The organism is Microcoleus sp. S36a_B3 (genome assembly GCF_036700745.1).
Taxonomy (GTDB): Bacteria; Cyanobacteriota; Cyanobacteriia; order Cyanobacteriales; family Microcoleaceae; genus Microcoleus.
In genome coordinates this window covers 156,166-173,648 of sequence record NZ_JAUBPN010000013.1, presented here as the reverse complement: position 1 = coordinate 173,648, position 17,483 = coordinate 156,166, and the positions used below count along the sequence as shown (strand labels likewise).

Sequence of the window (17,483 nt, the reverse complement as noted above, 5' to 3'; positions counted from 1 at the left end):
TATAGGGGTTCTCAAACAAGTGAGGTATGCCCGGTTTGGCCTATGCCCTATCCCGGATAGTACCTCATATGAGAACACAGAAAGGCTATATTAAATTTTAGTTTCTTATAGAACAAATCAAAAATTTCAAGTCTCAAATCGAATCACTTGCCAAAAATTATTTTCCCAAGGGTTTCCGGCAAGTGAGTTATATGTTGGAAAAGTTGATTTGGCCCGATGCCAAACAATAACTGCATCACCAGCACAATTGCGGCTAAAGCAATCGCTGTGCCGATGCTAGCTTTCAATACTTTAAAAGCCCAATTAAATACTAGCCAAGATACAAGCAAGGAAGCAATTAAAATGATTAATTCTAGGGGCATATAACATTTTTAACTCTAATTTTAAATTTAAGCAATACTGCCACGTTTCCGGGTTTCCTTGTAAGAAATTCCGACATTTTTTAAGCCTGCTTTAATCATTTGCTGCTCTAACAAAGCGAAAAAGCGAGTTCGATCGCCCCCAGTGACAACTGCTTGGTTGTGAGCTTCTGCCAGCGTCACGGGATAGCCACCGCCTTTGTGTACTTGAGCCAGCATCATTCCTAGGGTTAAATCTAGCTGTGCTGCATCTTCTGCTACCCATTCCGGTACTTCTATTCTAGCAATTTCTGTGCCGACGTGAACGTAACAAAAATAGACGGTATTCAGGCCGTATAAATCTAAAATTCGAGCTTGGGATTTCCACAAGGGGCTTCTTTGTCCGGGCGAGAGGACTGTTGCCCACAAAATGGCATCGCGCAAGGGTTCAAATACTTGACAAGGTGCTTTTTCGGCGAAAGAAATTGTGGCGGCAAATCCGACGTTCGGGCAGTTTGTCATGCAGTCTGGTACTTCGTGGGTGCAAGCTTGAAAGCGCAAAAAAGATAAGGTTTCGCTACTGCGAGAAGCGCTTAAGTATCCTAATAGGGGAATTTTTGCTAAGCGCAATTTGTCCCAAGCTTCTAAAATTGGCTGCAAAATTAGATCGCGGGCTTCGCTGGGTAACTGTTCCAAAAACCAATAAATCAGGGAACCGTCTACCATTGCTAAAGCTGGCGCGGGCAATTTATCGTCGTTAACTTTTGCCCAATCGCAGCCCATTTCTGCCAAAGCAATTGCTTCGGAAACTGCGCGCCGGTATCCCATCCATTCTTCGGTTCTAATTCCCCACTGTCGCGAAGCATACAAGTCTTCGGGTTTGTAGAAAACCTCGGGCACGCTATCTAAAACTGGGTGGCGGCTTTGGCCGTAGTGCAGCATGACTGTGCCGATGTTTAGCAGGTAGCAGTAGGCGATTTCGTGATGGTTGGGCGATATTTGCGAGCCGTCTGTGGCAAATACTGTGTGGGCGGCGGGGGGTGCGGTGATGTAGGTGCGATCGCCCAAAGGCTCGATCGGAGTTGCAGCATTGAATAAAGTGCGATCGCGCCAACTTTCTTGCAATTCCACCAAATTGTCCTGTCCAGTTGCGGCCTTTGCTAGTAAATTCTGAGCCACTTCCAAGCGTTGGCGAGCCGCAGCCGCTTCCACATTCAAATGTTGGCTCATTCCGTGCATTGCCTTAGCCGCTTTAGTTAAATCGAGCATTGGTTTTAAGCCTCAGATTGCTTTTCCGCATCGGAATGTAAGTCCTTGGGAAAAGATGGACTGGCATTCCGATGCGGAGAACTTGGAAAAGAAGGACTGGTATTCCGAACGATCGAACCTATTTTATTACGCTCGTCAGAAAAAAAAATCGATTTTTTTTTCGGTATCCTTGATTTTTTGGGAAGTTTATGTTATGTTTATATTATAATGGAAATATATGCAAAAATATTTTTTACGCAACCATCCCATTATATAAAAATACCATACCAGCGCCGCAAAAGTCAACCAAAAAAGTGTAAAATTTCAAATTTTTTTTTGACTCTGCTCACACAAAAAAACCTAATTGCCAACAAGTCTAACATCAATATTCGTCGGGGAGCCAATCGGCAAAATCTCCGGCAAACTGAGACAGAGAAAGCAATTGAACTGGTGGATTTTGAGCCACCGATTCCCGTTCGGCCGAAGTATTGTAACCCCAATCAGCCAAAAATAACCTCACCTGAGATAAATCCGGCTGCTGCTTCACCGATAGCAAAGTTTTTAACCGGTCTTCCACAAACCAAATAGTCGCATCTTTGCCTGAAGCTGCCAAAAATTCCCGCAAAATTTGGTGTTTCGGCTTGTTATATTCTTTGCCAAAAATCAACTCTGACGGCATTTGTACGCCCGCTAGCTGCAAAAGTTCCCGCACAAAACGGCCTTCCTTGGTAGTGACGATCGCCACTTTGACCGCACTCTCTTGCAACGAGTGCAGGCGATCGGCTACTCCTGGATAAAAGCGGTGCAAAGACAGCCACCCAGCTAAATCCTCAGCAATCCAACGATCGCGCAGTCCATCTAACATAGCACTGACAGACTGGGCTTTTAAATTATTTTCGGTCAATAAATGCGGGACAATATTGGGCCAGTCCAGCAAGATTTGCTCTGGGGTGATTCCTCTCAGCAGCGCGCGGATCAGCAGGGGCATTTCCCAACCGGTTTCGATGGCGGGTCGCACTCGGTAAAAACTCAAAGCTAAATCTGGATCGGGGACTGTTTCGGCTGGTTTCCAAATTTGACAGTAGCTACGCCAAGCTGTTTGGAAATATTCGATTAGTCCGTCACAAATCACACCGTCAAAATCAAGAGCTAGAATTGTAGGAAATTTATTAGTCATCAGTCTGTCGATTTTAGATTTTAGATTTTAGATTTTAGATTGGGTGATGGTGCAATCATTTGGCAGTCATTAGTTGCTCAAATTTGGCTTGTGAAAAAGTTGCGTAGCACAAGCTTTTGATGGAGTCTGTCAACCGCAGATTTAAGACAGATTAACGGAGATTTACGCAGATGTATTTCTACATAATTTGTGGGTGAGTGCTAGAGGTTTGGTAAGCTGTTGTGCATTTAAATTGTAGATTTCGACGATCGATCAAAAATCCTCTCCCAATCTCCCCCTCTCCCAATCTCCCCCTCTCCCCATCTCTCCATCTCCCCCTCGCGCCCGGTATTTTTGACTTGGGGCGCGATCGGGTAAAGAAAGTCATTTTTCACGTCGCCACCAGCAGACGGACAAAAATTTAAGAAATGGCGAGTTTTAAAGAGGCCCAACTAGCGGTTGAGTTGCCACTGATTCAAGTCCTTGGGACTGCAACAATTGCGTCCACTTGGCTGTCAGCTTCGCATCCCCTGGTGTCTGACGGCGCATTTGGGCTAAAGTATCGAGAGTTTCGTACCAAATCCCATTTTTAGCGTAAACGTCGAGCTTAGTCATTTGGTCGGAATTTGCCAAATCGCTTTTAAGAGTTCCCTGGGGTTCTATGCGCTGTACGAATCCTTTAACAATTAAATCTGCCGATCGATCTTCGGGGTCGCATACCATTGAAAACGACCATACGTATCGCTTGCCAACTTCCAGGGATTTCTTGTTATCGCTGCTAGCAGGAACGCTAACTCCCACAATCCCGGATTTGTCAGTTTTAAATGTTTTTTCGTAGACTACTTTCTCTTCGTTGTCGGTCAGCAAAGTAAACTCTATTTTTGCTGAGGTTTTAGGAACGTAGACAAAAATTGTGGGAGACTCTGTGAGAGTTAAACCGATATTAGTTGGAGGCACTAAGGGAGTAATCGATAAACCCGCAGGACAAAGCTTGCTGCCGCGATGCGTCCCTCCTTGTCGGCTGCCGGGGGCTGTGACATCGGGGGGCTTGAAATTAACATTCTGACTCAGCACTATCGGCCGGGATTGTGCCCGCATTCCTGCGAGGGAACTGGGGACGGTAAGTGCGATCGCAGCGAAGCCGATCCCCAGTGTAGCTAGATGTTGAAAACGTTTCATTTTTTTGTACCTTTCACTATAATATTGCAAACACAGGCTTTCGCTGATGGCGACAAATATTTTTGAGCGGTTGATCTAGGGCGCAGATACACAATTTTAACCTTGACATATCATCCATAACATTAATTAATTCGATCGGCAAGTCGATTGTCCGTCCCCAAAATCCGGCTGTCGAGGTCGCGAGTATCATTGCATACACATTCTGTCGCCGCAAAATGTAAATTTTTGTTACAAAACGGTCGGAGTTTCCGGATTTTCTAAGATGGAGGAAGTATGCGCTGCCGGCGGCTGCCAGCGAAACAACTGCTGTGCGGTGAAACGATTCAAACTTGGATACTGAAATAAATGAATAAAATATCTCATAAAATTCGATCGGCAGCAACTCAATTGAGTCAACTGTATAAACCATCACTAGCATTTGCTAAATCTGTATTAATTGCCAGCGCGGCAGTCACAATATCCTTGATGGGTGTCAGACAGCTAGGAATACTCGAACCGCTAGAATTAAGCGCTTACGACCAAATGCTGAGGTGGCGTCCCGACGAAAAGCCGGACTCGCGCTTGCTAGTTGTGGGAATTACCGAAGCAGACATTCAGAAACTGAAACAGTGGCCGATATCCGATCGCAAAATAGCTGAAATCTTACAAAAACTGGAAAAAATGCAGCCTGCAGTCATCGGTTTAGATGTACTGCGAGACGTACCTTTAGGAGACGGGCGCGACGAACTAACTAAAATTTTACAAAAGAGCGACAAAATAATCGGGGTATGCTTAGTCACCGACGGGAATCCAGACAGTCCCGGTTCTCCGCCACCGCCGGGGATACCAGAAAACCGGGTGGGATTTGCAGATTTTGGAGTCGATCCCGGTGGCATACTGCGGAGGGCTTTATTATTTATGAAACCGCCAAAAATTGAGGGCAACTCCACGGTAGAAAAACATCTTTGCAATGACAATTCTCAAGTTTTAGCTTCCTTCAACCTCCAGCTAGCACTCAACTACTTGCAAAGACAAAAAATTTATCCTCAACTGGCACCCGATCAATCTTTATGGCTAGGAAAAACTCAAGTCAAAAAACTAGAAAGCAATGATGGAGGATACAGCAATGCTGATGTCAGGGGATATCAAATATTAATTAACTATCGTTCCCGGCAGAATCTCGCCAACCAAGTTAGAATTACGGATATTTTAGAAGGGAAAGTTGACCCTAATTTAGTTAAAGATAAAATAGTATTGATCGGCTACACCACAGAAACCGTTAAAGATTTCTTTTATACTCCTTACAGCGGGCGGCGGCAAGACAAGCAATTCATGCCCGGTATTGTGGCACACGCACAAGTAGTCAGCCAAATTTTGAGTGCTGTTTTAAACAACAAACCGATGTTTTGGTTTTGGCCGGAATGGGCAGAAATTCTGTGGCTTTCGGGATGGTCAATTGTGGGAGCAACAGTAGCATCGCGGATGGCTCACCCAGCGCAGTTGGTGGGGACATTTGGAGCACTGCTGTTGGTGTGTGGCGGTTGTGGCTTTGGGATTTTTCTGTTGGGAGGGTGGGTGCCGGTGGCAGCGCCAGTTTTAGGATTAATCCTAACTGGTGCTAGCATTGTATCGGCAGACAGATTTAATAAAGCCGGATACGGGAAAGTAATTAGCGATCGAGTAAAACAAGTATTCAAAATCGAAATTGACCAAGCCCAAAAAGAACAGCAGGTGGCAGAAATCACAGAATCTGATTTCTTTAAAGAATTGCAGCAAAAGAAAGAGAAACTGAGAGTTAGCAAAAAAGAAACCCCTCAACCAGCACCTTCCCAACTGCCAGAAATAACAGCAAGTGCTGCAGAGCTTCCCAAGGCCGAAAGTGAGCCAGACGAATATTTAGCTCAGTTGCAGAAAAAAGCCAAACAGCAGAAGCAGCGCGCTACTGTGGCTAAAACTGTGACTGCATCGGAAAGCGGCTCAAAAACCGATGTGAACAATACCGAAAACGGCGCTAGTTCAAGGGAAACCAAACCCGATGAAGAGTTCAACGATTTGCAAGCGAAGGCAAAACAGATGCGGCAACGCCGTGCGGCTGAAAAGAAGATCAAAGAGGAAAAGATTGAGAGTTTAACAGACAAAGAAGATTTTGTCCAAAAGGAAGATTGACAGACTATTTGACGGCATCTGAAGTTGCATCCAAATCATTGTTTTTTTCCGTTTATACCTCTCATTAATTCCTGAGTTTATAGAGTCTGATTGATGGTAAATTTACGAAGGATATCATGTCCTATGGATTCCCATAACAAAAACGGTTCGTAGTGGGGACTGAAGTCACCACTACGAACGAAATGATAATTAAATAACTGTCGCTCGTTACTTGTTACTGTCGAAGATCCCGATCGTGCTGCTGGGGCGAAGAAGAGCCTTTCTTTGCATCGCTGCTTTGGGAAACAGAGGAGTGTGGCAGATATTTAAGTTATTAAATTTTCGTTGCTTAGCAGCAACGTCGGTTCATATCATATTCGGTCGATTACCATAACAAAAACGGTTCGTAGTGGGTACTTCAGTCTGCTCTTAAGTTGCGGAGGCTGATTGACGCACTACGAACTATACGAACTAATTTTACTATGGTTAGTCGAGGGGACACGATCTCACACGATTTGTATAGGATATAAATCATTAATCTGTTGGGAGGATCTCAGTTTGGCAGTTGAGCGTGCGAGCTTCCCCGCGCGCGAGTACAATAGGCGAGTGTGGACGATCGCAATATCACAAAAAAAATGCTTTTTGCCAAACTGAGATGCTCTGAATCTGTTTATATACAAGTATAAAATAATAAATAATTTCAAGGTCAATAAATGACTAGACTTAAATAGATAATTGTTCCATCTTTGTAATAGGCGTATCATGTCCAAAATCATCTCTGTTCACTCTTACCGGGGCGGCACTGGCAAATCGAACACGACTGCAAACCTGGCATCTATTATCGCTCGCGACGGAAATCGGGTCGGCATTGTAGACACAGACATTCAATCGCCGGGGATTCACGTACTGTTCGGTTTCAGCGAGAGCAACATGGATCGCTCCCTGAACGATTACCTGTGGGGCCGATGTCCGATCGCCGAAACGGCCTACAATGTGAGTGAGTTGATACCAAAATTAGCGAATAACGGCAACCTCTTCCTCGTTCCTTCGAGCATTAAAGCAGGGGAGATAGCGCGAGTTTTGCGCGAAGGCTACGACGTGGGACTGCTTACCGACGGCTTTCAAGAACTGATAGACGTTCTGAATTTAGACTACCTATTTATCGACACGCACCCTGGGCTCAACGAAGAAACCCTGCTCAGCATCACCATTTCCGACATTTTGCTGCTAATTCTGCGTCCGGATCAGCAAGATTTTCAGGGAACGGCTGTCACGGTAGATGTGGCCCGCAAATTAGAAGTTCCTAGGATTTTGATGACGATCAACAAAGCCCCAGAATCTCTGGATTTTGAGGATTTGAAGCAGCAAGTAGAGAGTATTTACAACATCCCAGTTGGCGGGGTGCTGCCCCACAGCGAGAAAATGATGCTGCTAGCGAGTAAGGGGGTGTTTGCACTCCAATTCCCTAATGACCCTTTAACTAAGGTGGTGGAAGGGATTGCCAAACAGATTGTAGGATAATGGGTGTGTCGGTGGTCGGCCCGGATGCAATAGTTTCGAGCTCCATGCTTGCGAAACGATGTCCCCGATTGCGCCGGCGAGTGCCGGGGAGAAACTTTCACTCGCGACAATATTTGCTTGAAGAGTAAGGAGAATGGCGACAAAATGAGATACAAATAGATTATGAGAATTTGTTAAAAAACTTTAGGAGGAGCACTCATGGAATTTGATTGGCGCATACTAATAGTATTGATGCCCGTCTTGTTGGCAGGCGGCTGGGCTGCTTACAACGTCGGCGCTATAGCTCTCAAACAAGCGCAGAAATTGTTGAACAAGCAAACTTAAACTCAGCATTTTCACTGGTAATTTCGCAGCCGACTGTTTCTTGAGATACAAAAACAGTCGGTCTCTTTGTGCCTTGGCTCAACAAGAGCGATGGCTGATGCGATTGGCGGAGGGCGATTGGCGAATGATATCGTGTCCGGTAGATTGACATATCTCAGATTGGATCGCGCGTGCGTCAGTCAGAGCCTGCATAAGAGCGGACTCGGGGACACACGCGCGAACTGTTTTTGTGATGGTAATCTACCGGACATGATATGACTTACTGGATTGCGATCGTGGTTTGGAGCAGGGGTTAACGGCAGTTGCTTCATGTTTGGGAATTTGTTTGATTTTTGACCTGAAGGGCAATTTACGACTCTAGAGAGAGTTTGTGCAAGTCAAACAACAGTTATATTCAGGACTTGTGCAGAAACCGGGTGCGATCGCACAAAAATACAGTCCCGGACGCACCCACACACCTAGAAGCCGGGTTTTTTTACTCGTTCTGTGGGTGAGTGCGAATGAGGCGCATAGAAAAAACCCTGTTTCGACGCACCCGTGCGTAAGTGCTCAAATAGTTAGTAGCAAGCGCTACCGGGTCAGAGAAACCAATTGTCTATATTAGACGAATCCCATAATTCTTGTGGATCGGGCGCATAGAGCCTGCTCTTTAGAGGTTGTTTGGAATTAATCTATTGGGGCGAGGGCGTAAGTGAAGAGCTTGATGTTTTTGGCTGTACTCAGCAGTTGTGATGAGATGGCCATACAAATATTTAGCAAGTACGTTCCGGCAAAAAATATGAGACAATCGCCAAAGTATTTGCGCTGAAAAGATCCCTAAAAACTGCGAAGTTTAACCAATAGGGAATATCTGTCAAATTGTCAACGTTTAACTCCTATATCTAAGGATAGATTATGCTTTTTCCCCGATCGAGCGGCATTTTACTCCACCCAACATCTTTTCCCAGCCGATTCGGCATTGGGGACATGGGCATAGAAGCATATAAGTTTATTGACTTTTTAGTGGAAAGCGACCAGCAATACTGGCAGATATTGCCGCTGGGCCCTACTGGTTACGGCAATTCTCCTTATTCGTGCTATTCAGCAATGGCAGGAAATCCGATGATGCTGAGCCCGGAAATTATGCGGGACGAGCAATTGCTCAGCGATGAAGATTTAGATAGTTTGCCGGAATTTGCGCTGGATACTGTAGAATTCGATCGGGCGATCGCGCACAAAATGCCTCTGCTCAAAAAAGCCTGCGAAAACTTCAAAGCGAAAGCATCGCCGGTGCAGCAAAAAGAATTCTCGGGTTTTTGCCAAACCAAAGCGTTTTGGCTGGAAGATTATGCCTTATTTATGGCACTAAAAGATAGCTTCAACGGAGCTAGCTGGCACACTTGGGAACCAGAAATTGCCCGACGCAAACCGGAGGCGCTAGACAAGTGGCGGCAGCAGCTAAATACTGAGATTTATTACTACAAATACGTCCAGTTCGAGTTTTTCCGCCAGTGGACAGAGTTGAAACGCTATGCGAACCTGCGCGAAATTAAAATTATTGGCGACATTCCGATTTATGTAGCTCACGATAGCGCGGATGTGTGGTCAAATCCCCACTTATTCTGTTTGGATGAAGCAAGCGGAGAACCAGCTTTAATGGCGGGTGTTCCGCCGGATTACTTCAGTGCCACAGGTCAATTGTGGGGCAATCCAGTCTACAATTGGGAGGCGCTGCAAGCAAATAATTTTGAGTGGTGGGTGCAGCGTTTTGAAGCGCTTTTCGATTATGTAGATGTGAGCCGGATCGACCACTTCCGAGGATTTGACGCTTACTGGGCGGTGAAGCGCGGGCAGCATACTGCGATGGAGGGAAAGTGGATTAAGGCGCCGGGAACGGCTTTGTTTGAAGTAATTAATGAAAAGTTTGGGAACTTGCCGATTATTGCTGAAGATTTGGGGGTAATTACTCCTGAAGTAGAGGCTTTGCGCGATCGGTTCGAGTTTCCGGGTATGAAGATTTTGCAGTTTGCTTTCGGCGCGGGCCCGGAAGATCCTTTTTGGCCTTTTAATTACGATCGCAACTGTGTAGTGTACACGGGCACCCACGACAACGACACGACTGTCGGCTGGTTCAATCAACTGCAACAGTACGAAAGAGATGAGGTTTTTCGTTATTTGGGCTGTATCGATCCCCAAGGAATTCACTGGTCTTTAATTCGCATGGGTTGGACTTCGGTTGCTAATTTGGCAGTTGTGCCGTTTCAAGATTTGTTGGGTTTGGCTACTGATGCGCGGATGAATTTTCCGGGGAAAGCAGACGGAAATTGGGGCTGGCGGTATCGGCGCGAAGCTTTGAATTGGGAGGTGCGCGATCGGCTAAAAAACATGACTTACATCACCGGGCGCACTCCTAATAAAAATTGAACAAAAATGGGTAATTGGTAATTGGTAATCTGCTCGTGTCCGGTCAATTATATCAATTCCGGTTGCACTCATACATGATGTTAACGATTAACTGTTAACGGTTAACTGTTAACAGTTAATCGTTAATTTACTATTCCGATGCTATCGGAAACGATATTACCCGTAACAAAAATGGTTAGTAGTGCGTCCTAGCTTCCGCTTTCATGTTACGGAAGCTAGGACGCACTACTAACCTAATTAAGAGCGAGTGCGGTTAATCGATCGCGGATGATAGGAGTCAATAAAGAAGGAGATGTCACTAAAACTTATCGACGGCTAGTTATTAACTATTTCCGATTGCCTTTTTCCGATTAACCTTGATTTTTGGAATCGGCTGAAGGCTTGAGTTCGTCTGCTTTAAAAATAAGTTGTTTGGCGACTCCGGGGTTTCCGATTAGTTCTGGTTGTCCGTTATTCACAGCAATCATTACCCCGCCGGCGTTACCAGCTACAATTACCAATTTGCGATCGGCTTCCCAGGTTTGTACAGTCCCGGTCGGCAAAATTCCCTCAAATTCTGTTTTGCCATCGACTTCAATCTGCATCCAGGAATCTGCCTTAAAAGTGAGGCTAACCATCACTGGTTTGTTGCTAGATTTATTGGGATTTTGACCGGTTCTTGCTGCTTCGACAGCCTCGTAACTATTGGGTTTCTGTTTTTTTGAGGCGCTCGATGCTGAGGCTGCTAAACGAGCTTGTTCTTGCTTCCCGAGGGCTAGTTCTTCGGCTGTGGCATCTTTTTTGCCTGTCGCAGAATTGCCCATCAAGTGAGATAAGCCGTTGACTGAACAGATAATTAGAAATGTGTAAAAGATGTAGAGGTGCATTGGGCGCAATTGAGGCCCATCTTGCCAGGATAGCTTGGTGCTCGATCGCGCTGGCGGTTCAATCGGGAAAAAGTCCGCAAACTGATTGGCATCCAAACCCATTGCTTCGGCGTAGCGCTTGATCAAACCTTGAGTGTAGACCGGTTCGGGGAGTTGGTCGAGTTGACCCTCCTCGATGGCTTGCAGGAGATTTCGGCGAATCATTGTTACCACGGCTACTTTGTCCAAAGAAATCGAATGCTGTTCGCGGCACTGCCGGAGTTGAGCTCCTATTTCCGCTAGCTTATTTTGAGGTGGTTCGGGTTCTTGGGGGTGCAGTTTTTGCTTAGTTGTTTTGAAGAATAAAAACAATAAATTCTTTGTCATATGCTGTGCTCCTCGAGATTTGCTGGCACGCTTATTGATGTTAGGTTGACTAGATTCCATAAAAAAATAATTTCTGCATCTTCTAGGGGGCGGTAGCAGCCCGGTGGCAATATTGGCGAACCAGGCTGCTGCAATAGAATCGGGCCAATGGCTGTGCGGTGCAGGCGTACCACGGGATATCCCAACTGCTCGGCAATACGCCGAATCTGTCGGTTTCTCCCTTCTGATAGAATGATTTCTAACAGAGTTTGGTCTCCGGCGCGATCGAGAATTCTCACTTTTGCGGGCAAAGTCTTTCTACCGGACAGAATGATGCCCTGACGCCACGCTTGCAGTATGGTTTCCGGGGGATCGCCCCGTACCCAAACCTGATAAGTTTTGGCGATCGAGTGACGCGGATGGGTCAAACAAAATGTCAGCTTACCATTATTGGTGAGCAAGAGAGCGCCTGTGGAATCTGCATCTAAGCGTCCTACGGGATGAATGCCTTGACCATAGCGCAATTTTGGTGGTAATAAGTCGAGAACTTTCGATCGGGCTCTGGGATCGCGGCAAGTAGAAACTACGCCTGCTGGTTTATTGAGCAACAGATAGACACAAGCGGGTCGATCCGTTGGTTTCACTGGCACTCCATCGACTTCAATCAAATCGCGATCGGGATTTGCTTTTTGTCCTAAGCGAGCAATATTGCCATTAACTCGGACTCGTCCAGCGACAATCATCTGTTCTGCCAGACGGCGAGAGGCAATGCCCCACTGGGCGAGAATTTTTTGCAGCCTTTCATCAGACATGACGGGAGTGTGGGAACCGCCAACACAGGAGCGTTGGGGGAGGAAATACAATAGGGTTAATGGATTTAACCTTACTACCAATGTTGAATTCCTAGTCGGAATAAATTTTTATGGTGGGCAATCCTTACAGGGCGTTGCGCCCGGTGTAGATTGTCCCGATAAGATAACCCTGAATCTTTTTTGGCAAAAACTACGAGGGAAAGACTCGTGGCAAGCTATCGCCCCGCCGTTAGTTTGCTGTTAATTTGAGAGGTGTGGGTCTGACTAGACGATAATCAACACTACCATAAATCCCGTACATCCGGTTAAATTTATACGCTCGATCGCCAAATTTGCCTTGGGATCGCACAAACTGGGTTTGTAAGGCTGGATGCGAGTCCCAGTTAAAGTTCTGTGCTTGAATATTAAGGCTTATATTTTTTAATGGTTTATGACTGTCGATCGCAACTCACTTCAATTTGACAATCAATCTGGCGCTGCTAGCTCTGATGGAACTGCTAATCTCGCCGAGGGACAAGGAACACCACCGCCTGGTAGAGGCAGCCGGATCGCGAGTTCGGTGCTGTCTCCGGCGGTGCAGTTGTGGCTGCGATCGCAAGTTCAGCAGGTTGACGAGTTGAAGGTGAAAATTGAGGGGAGCGATCGACAAATCTTCAGCGGTGCGATCCCCAAAGTAACGGCGGCCGCCAGCGGTGCTGTGTATAAAGGATTACATCTAACAGAAGTTGCTATAGAGGGCTGTGGCATTCGCACCAACCTCGGTCAAGCTCTCAAAGGCAAGCCGCTGCGCCTGCTCGAATCCGTTCCCGTCACGGGCGTTTTGAGGCTCGCTCAAGCGGATTTGAATGCGTCGCTGAAAGCACCTTTGCTGGCTGATGCTTTGAGCGAATTTTTGCTGCCAATGTTACCGCTGACAGATAGCGAAAAATCTCTGAAATTGCAAGATTCTCAGATAAAAATTGAGGCGGGGAAGTTGACGCTTTCGGCGACAATTTTGCGCGCTGGCGGTAGCAAAATTCCTTTGGTATTGCGGACTGGTTTGCGGATTGTCAGCGGTAGCGAATTGATGTTTGAAGCACCAGAAATAGAAATCGATGGAGAATTAAAGAGTAGTGATTTCAATGATTTTAAAATTGATTTCGGACAGGAAGTTGCAATTGATGAGTTGATTTTGAGTCCGGGGGAGATGGTTTGTCGGGGTGGAATTAGAGTTTTGCCTTAGTTAGTTAACTGTTGACTGTTGACTGTTAACTGTTGACTGTTGACTGTTAACTTTAACCTGATTCCTCGGCAGAGCCTGGAATACATACCCCAATGCCCAATGCCCAATGCCCAATGCCCAATCCCCAATCCCCAATCCCCAATCCCCAATGCCCAATGCCCAATTCCCAATTCCCAATTACCGATTAATTAAAAAAGAGTCGATCGCCGGTAACAGCAAAGTCACAAAATAGTAGACTAAGGGTGCGGTAAAAACATAACTGTCAGTGCGATCGAGAATGCCGCCGTGACCGGGGATCAATTGTCCCGAATCCTTAACCCCCGCGTCTCGCTTCATCATCGACTCAGTTAAATCTCCCAACAAACTAGCAACCCCAATCAACAAACCAAAAATAGCCCCAGTATAGGGCCACCCAGGCCATTGTAAATACCAAGACCCGGCGACGGCCACGGCGATGCTGCCGCAAACGCCAAATACAGCACCTTCAACGGTTTTTTTGGGGCTGATGTGGGAGAGGCTAGTGCGGCCGAAGAATTTGCCGACAAAATAAGCCCCAATGTCAGCGGCCCAGATGCAGAAGAAAGCCAGCATCAGCGAAGTCAATCCTAAAGATAGGTTGCTGTGACTTGTCCAAGACAGGGACGGGTGAATGTTAACGGGCGCATTGCTGGCTACTGTTTGCGAAAATTGGGTTGTAGCAATATTTGCCTGGTCGAAACCGACTCGCAGCCGTACCCAGTAGCTAGGTAAATAACCGCCGTAGAACAATCCTAAAATTGAGGTAGCAATATCGGCGATCGTGGATAATTTAGGTTGGAATAACAGGTAAAAACAGATTAAGGTTCCGGCGAGGGGAAACATCGCGTCTACGAGTTGGGGGGCCAGGGCGGCAGTAATGAGCAGGCCTTGACTGACAGCTAAGGTAGTTTTGGCTGCAGGTGCAATGCCTTTAGCCCGGGCTAACTGAAAATATTCCAATTGACCGAGGTAGACGATGACTCCAAAACCGAGGGTGAAGTACCATCCCCCCATAATAATCATTCCCAAAGCTAGGGCGATCGCAACTATTCCACTAAAAATACGGGACCAAGGCATAAAATGAATTTCTCATAGCAGATGGTAAATCGGTCGATCAATTTTGGATTTGAGATTTGAGATTTGAGATTTACAAGGGCAGATAAATCTGGGACATTGAACCTCAGTCCAAATTTGGGTGAGCGACGATTGTACGTGCCGCGGTATCCGTCTTTGGGCTGTGATTCGATGCAAAAATGCAAAAATGCTGCGATGCAAGAATTGTTAAGGTACGGCTTCCTCCCTTGCACGGGCAACCCCCATCCCCAATCAATCTTCCAAAATCTCAACTCAGGCGGTCAATCCAACTATGCTCGCCCTCATTCTTAGTATGAACGTTAAGCGAACTTAAAAAAGGTTAAGAATTACATTTAGGAATGGGAATGGGGCATCGGGAATGGGGCATCGGGAATGGGGCATCGGGAATGGGGCATCGGGAATGGGGCATTGGGCATTGGGTATGTATTCCAGGCTCTGCCGAGGAACCAGGTTAACAGTCAACAGTCAACAGTCAACTGACTTCTAATCCAGCTTTTCGCCACTGAGAATGAAAATGGGATTGACGGCGGCAAAGGTTTGACTCAGGCCGCGAGTTTCTAAACGGTTGACGGCGGATTGGACTACTTCGATGTTGCGGACTTGCAACTCGGCGAAGCTTTCGGAAAGGGCGTAAAGATTTTCTAAATTCGATGCTGTGGCGACAACTCGACCGCGGGGCTGCAAGTACCGCCAGACTTCCTTGAGAATCATTTTAATCGGGCGACCTCCTTCGATGCAGACTCGGTGGGGGGGTTGGGGCAGATTTTCGAGGCATTCCGGGGCACTGCCTTCTATGACTTCTACGTTGTCGAGCTCGAATCGATCGCAATTTCTGCGAATTAAGCTGGCTACTTCTTCGTCCCTTTCGACGGCGATAATCCGACCTTTGGGACAAAGCAAACCTGTTTCTACAGCAATTGTACCAGTACCTGCACCAATGTCCCACACTACTGAATCTGCTTGCAGTCGCAGGTAGGAGAGTAACAGCAGTCGGACTTCTCGCTTACTCATGGGAATTCCCGGTAAACGTTCAAATAAGTCATCGGGAATACCAGGAGTCACGTAGGGCCAAAGCATAGTTTGATTTTAAATAGAAGGCAGTTGTCAGTTGTCAGTTGTCAGTTGGTAGTTGTCAGTTGTCAGTTTGGCAGTTGGCAACCCCAAGGGAGGAAAGCACTATTTGCTACTTTCGATCTCCTTCATATTTACTGTCGCACAACCTTGAGAGTTTGGAGGTCGGGATCGCTACAACCTGTGATTTTTCCGCCGGCGGCAAGGATTTGTTGCAGGTAGTCAACGGCTTCTGGGGTAATGATTTCACCGGGCATCAAAACTGGTATTCCTGGGGGATAGGGACAGATGAGCTCGGCGCACAGGCGATCGACCGCTTTGTCTGCAGCTACAGTTTCCACTGCGGAAAAGAAGGCATCGCGGGGGGAGAGGGGAAGAGGGGGAGAATGAGGGAGTCGGAGAGGGGGAGAATGAGGGAGTGGGAGAGGGGGAGAATGAGGGAGTGGGAGAGGGGGAGAGGGGGAGAGGGGGGAATGGGAACAATCTTGCTTCTTGCTTGTTGCTTCTTGCTGAAATATCGAGCTATTAAATCCGTTAAATCCCGCACATCGATCGCTGTCGAACTTGCTTCTTTCTGCTAAAACTGTGAAAGCTTTAACTAGATTGTCGATATCTGATTCTGTATTCCCCAAACTGATAATAAATGTGAGATGTTGCGGCATGGGAAGTTCTGCTGTGACTGCGAGTTCCGAGTGCATGATTTCATCTGCAAAAAATCCTGTGATGCCTAAATCGGATACTTTTACTGTTAGCCTCGTTCTGTCTAATGCGGCACAACCGGGCGTGTTTGATGGTTCTAAAACTGATAAGCCGGGAATTTGATTGAGACGATCGCGCGCTGTGTCTGCTAATAGTAAGGTTTGAGCCATTAATTCTTTGCCGTGGAGGGCGATTTGTTGGCGGGCGGCGTCTAATGATGCTAACAATAAGTAGCTGGGACTGGTGGATTGTACTAGCTGCAATGCTCGATCGAGTTTTTGGATATTTATACGATCGCCCTTGAGGTGCAGCATCGATGCTTGTGTCATTGCACCGAGGGTTTTGTGGATTGATTGTACCGTTAAATCTGCCCCGGCTGATAGGGCCGGTTCTGGTAAGTTTGGGTGAAAGTTAAAGTGCGCGCCGTGGGCTTCGTCTGCTAATAACGGGATGTTGTATTGATGGGTAATTTGGGTGATCGCCCGCAAATCCCCGCAAACGCCGTGATAGGTTGGGTAGACGACCATTACTGCTTTCGCGTCGGGATGTTGTTCTAGGGCTGCTGCTGTGGCTTCTGGGGTGATGCTGTTGGCAATATCCCAATCCGGGTTGTATTCTGGATTGACAAAAATCGGAATTGCGCCGGATAAAATCAAACCTGAAATCGCGGATGAGTGGATATTTCGAGGTAGGATAATTTTATCGCCGGGGCCGCAAGTTGCTAAGATGGCGGCGATAATTCCGCAAGTCGAACCGTTAGCCAAAAACCGAGTTGATTGGGCTCCAAATGCTTGGGCGGCTAATTCTTGAGCTTCGGCAATTGCACCTTCTGGGTTAAAGAGATTGTCTAACTCCGGCAATTCGGGCAAATCCGATCGAAATACTGTTGCACCGAATAAGTCAATTAATGGCCCTGAGATTCCTTGTCCGCGTTTATGTCCGGGGGCGTAGAATGGGGTGTGCGGATGATTTGTGCGATCGCGCAAAGCATCTAATAGAGGTGTTTTGGTTTGAGAGTTCATCCGTGATTGGCTAAATTTGCCTTTTCAGGAAGAGGGATAT

14 protein-coding genes are annotated in these 17,483 nt (G+C 46.7%); 5 read left to right on the top strand and 9 right to left on the bottom strand.

Translation table 11 applies throughout. From position 1 onward, the window contains the following. Positions 1-143 precede the first annotated feature (143 nt). From QUA01_RS16200 to QUA01_RS16185, 4 genes are all read right to left on the bottom strand, one after another. Positions 144-362 carry a hypothetical protein gene (locus QUA01_RS16200; protein WP_333090727.1) on the bottom strand — a complete coding sequence of 73 codons (219 nt, stop codon included), beginning with the start codon at positions 360-362 and terminating at the stop codon, positions 144-146. A gap of 27 nt (positions 363-389) precedes the next feature. Next, positions 390-1,607 carry a DNA double-strand break repair nuclease NurA gene (locus tag QUA01_RS16195; RefSeq protein ID WP_333090726.1) on the bottom strand — a complete coding sequence of 406 codons (1,218 nt, stop codon included), beginning with the start codon at positions 1,605-1,607 and terminating at the stop codon, positions 390-392. A gap of 361 nt (positions 1,608-1,968) precedes the next feature. Next, the gene (locus QUA01_RS16190; protein WP_333090724.1) at positions 1,969-2,763 is read right to left on the bottom strand and encodes an HAD family hydrolase; all 795 of its coding nucleotides are present in this window, start codon (positions 2,761-2,763) and stop codon (positions 1,969-1,971) included. 417 nt (positions 2,764-3,180) lie between these two features. After that, complete coding sequence (locus tag QUA01_RS16185; protein ID WP_333090723.1) at positions 3,181-3,921, bottom strand: DUF928 domain-containing protein; 741 nt, start codon at positions 3,919-3,921, stop codon at positions 3,181-3,183. A 345-nt stretch (positions 3,922-4,266) separates the two neighbouring features. On the opposite strand from QUA01_RS16185, the gene QUA01_RS16180 reads away from it, so the two are divergent. The 4 genes from QUA01_RS16180 to malQ all read left to right on the top strand — a co-directional run bounded on the left by QUA01_RS16180 (position 4,267) and on the right by malQ (position 10,293). Further along, complete coding sequence (locus tag QUA01_RS16180; protein WP_333090722.1) at positions 4,267-6,066, top strand: CHASE2 domain-containing protein; 1,800 nt, start codon at positions 4,267-4,269, stop codon at positions 6,064-6,066. A 741-nt stretch (positions 6,067-6,807) separates the two neighbouring features. Further along, positions 6,808-7,566: a MinD/ParA family ATP-binding protein gene (locus QUA01_RS16175; RefSeq protein ID WP_333090720.1), complete on the top strand. Its 759-nt coding sequence runs from the start codon at positions 6,808-6,810 to the stop codon at positions 7,564-7,566. Between the two features lie 198 nt (positions 7,567-7,764). Continuing rightward, entirely contained in the window at positions 7,765-7,890 is a 126-nt protein-coding gene (locus QUA01_RS16170) for a photosystem II protein Y (RefSeq protein ID WP_194070524.1), read from the top strand. 894 nt (positions 7,891-8,784) lie between these two features. After that, the gene (gene malQ, locus QUA01_RS16165) at positions 8,785-10,293 is read left to right on the top strand and encodes a 4-alpha-glucanotransferase (protein ID WP_333090719.1); all 1,509 of its coding nucleotides are present in this window, start codon (positions 8,785-8,787) and stop codon (positions 10,291-10,293) included. A 350-nt stretch (positions 10,294-10,643) separates the two neighbouring features. Here malQ and QUA01_RS16160 read toward each other — a convergent pair whose 3' ends face one another. Together QUA01_RS16160 and QUA01_RS16155 are read right to left on the bottom strand one after the other, a co-directional pair. Further along, positions 10,644-11,525, bottom strand: a complete 882-nt coding sequence (locus QUA01_RS16160) for a helix-turn-helix domain-containing protein (RefSeq protein WP_333090717.1) — start codon at positions 11,523-11,525, stop codon at positions 10,644-10,646. Then, positions 11,522-12,316, bottom strand: a complete 795-nt coding sequence (locus QUA01_RS16155; RefSeq protein WP_333090750.1) for a pseudouridine synthase — start codon at positions 12,314-12,316, stop codon at positions 11,522-11,524. Before QUA01_RS16155 ends, QUA01_RS16160 begins: the two co-directional genes overlap by 4 nt. 430 nt (positions 12,317-12,746) lie before the next feature. Here QUA01_RS16155 and QUA01_RS16150 point away from each other — a divergent pair, with 430 nt between their 5' ends. Continuing rightward, a complete protein-coding gene (locus tag QUA01_RS16150) occupies positions 12,747-13,538 on the top strand; it encodes an LmeA family phospholipid-binding protein (protein WP_333090716.1) in 792 nt (263 codons plus the stop codon). A 177-nt stretch (positions 13,539-13,715) separates the two neighbouring features. Here QUA01_RS16150 and QUA01_RS16145 read toward each other — a convergent pair whose 3' ends face one another. From QUA01_RS16145 to QUA01_RS16135, 3 genes are all read right to left on the bottom strand, one after another. Beyond that, a complete protein-coding gene (locus QUA01_RS16145) occupies positions 13,716-14,633 on the bottom strand; it encodes a phosphatidate cytidylyltransferase (protein ID WP_333090714.1) in 918 nt (305 codons plus the stop codon). A 501-nt stretch (positions 14,634-15,134) separates the two neighbouring features. Then, positions 15,135-15,728: a precorrin-6Y C5,15-methyltransferase subunit CbiT gene (gene cbiT / locus QUA01_RS16140; RefSeq protein WP_194012222.1), complete on the bottom strand. Its 594-nt coding sequence runs from the start codon at positions 15,726-15,728 to the stop codon at positions 15,135-15,137. 128 nt (positions 15,729-15,856) lie between these two features. Continuing rightward, positions 15,857-17,443, bottom strand: a complete 1,587-nt coding sequence (locus QUA01_RS16135; protein ID WP_333090712.1) for an aminotransferase class I/II-fold pyridoxal phosphate-dependent enzyme — start codon at positions 17,441-17,443, stop codon at positions 15,857-15,859. Positions 17,444-17,483 lie beyond the last annotated feature (40 nt).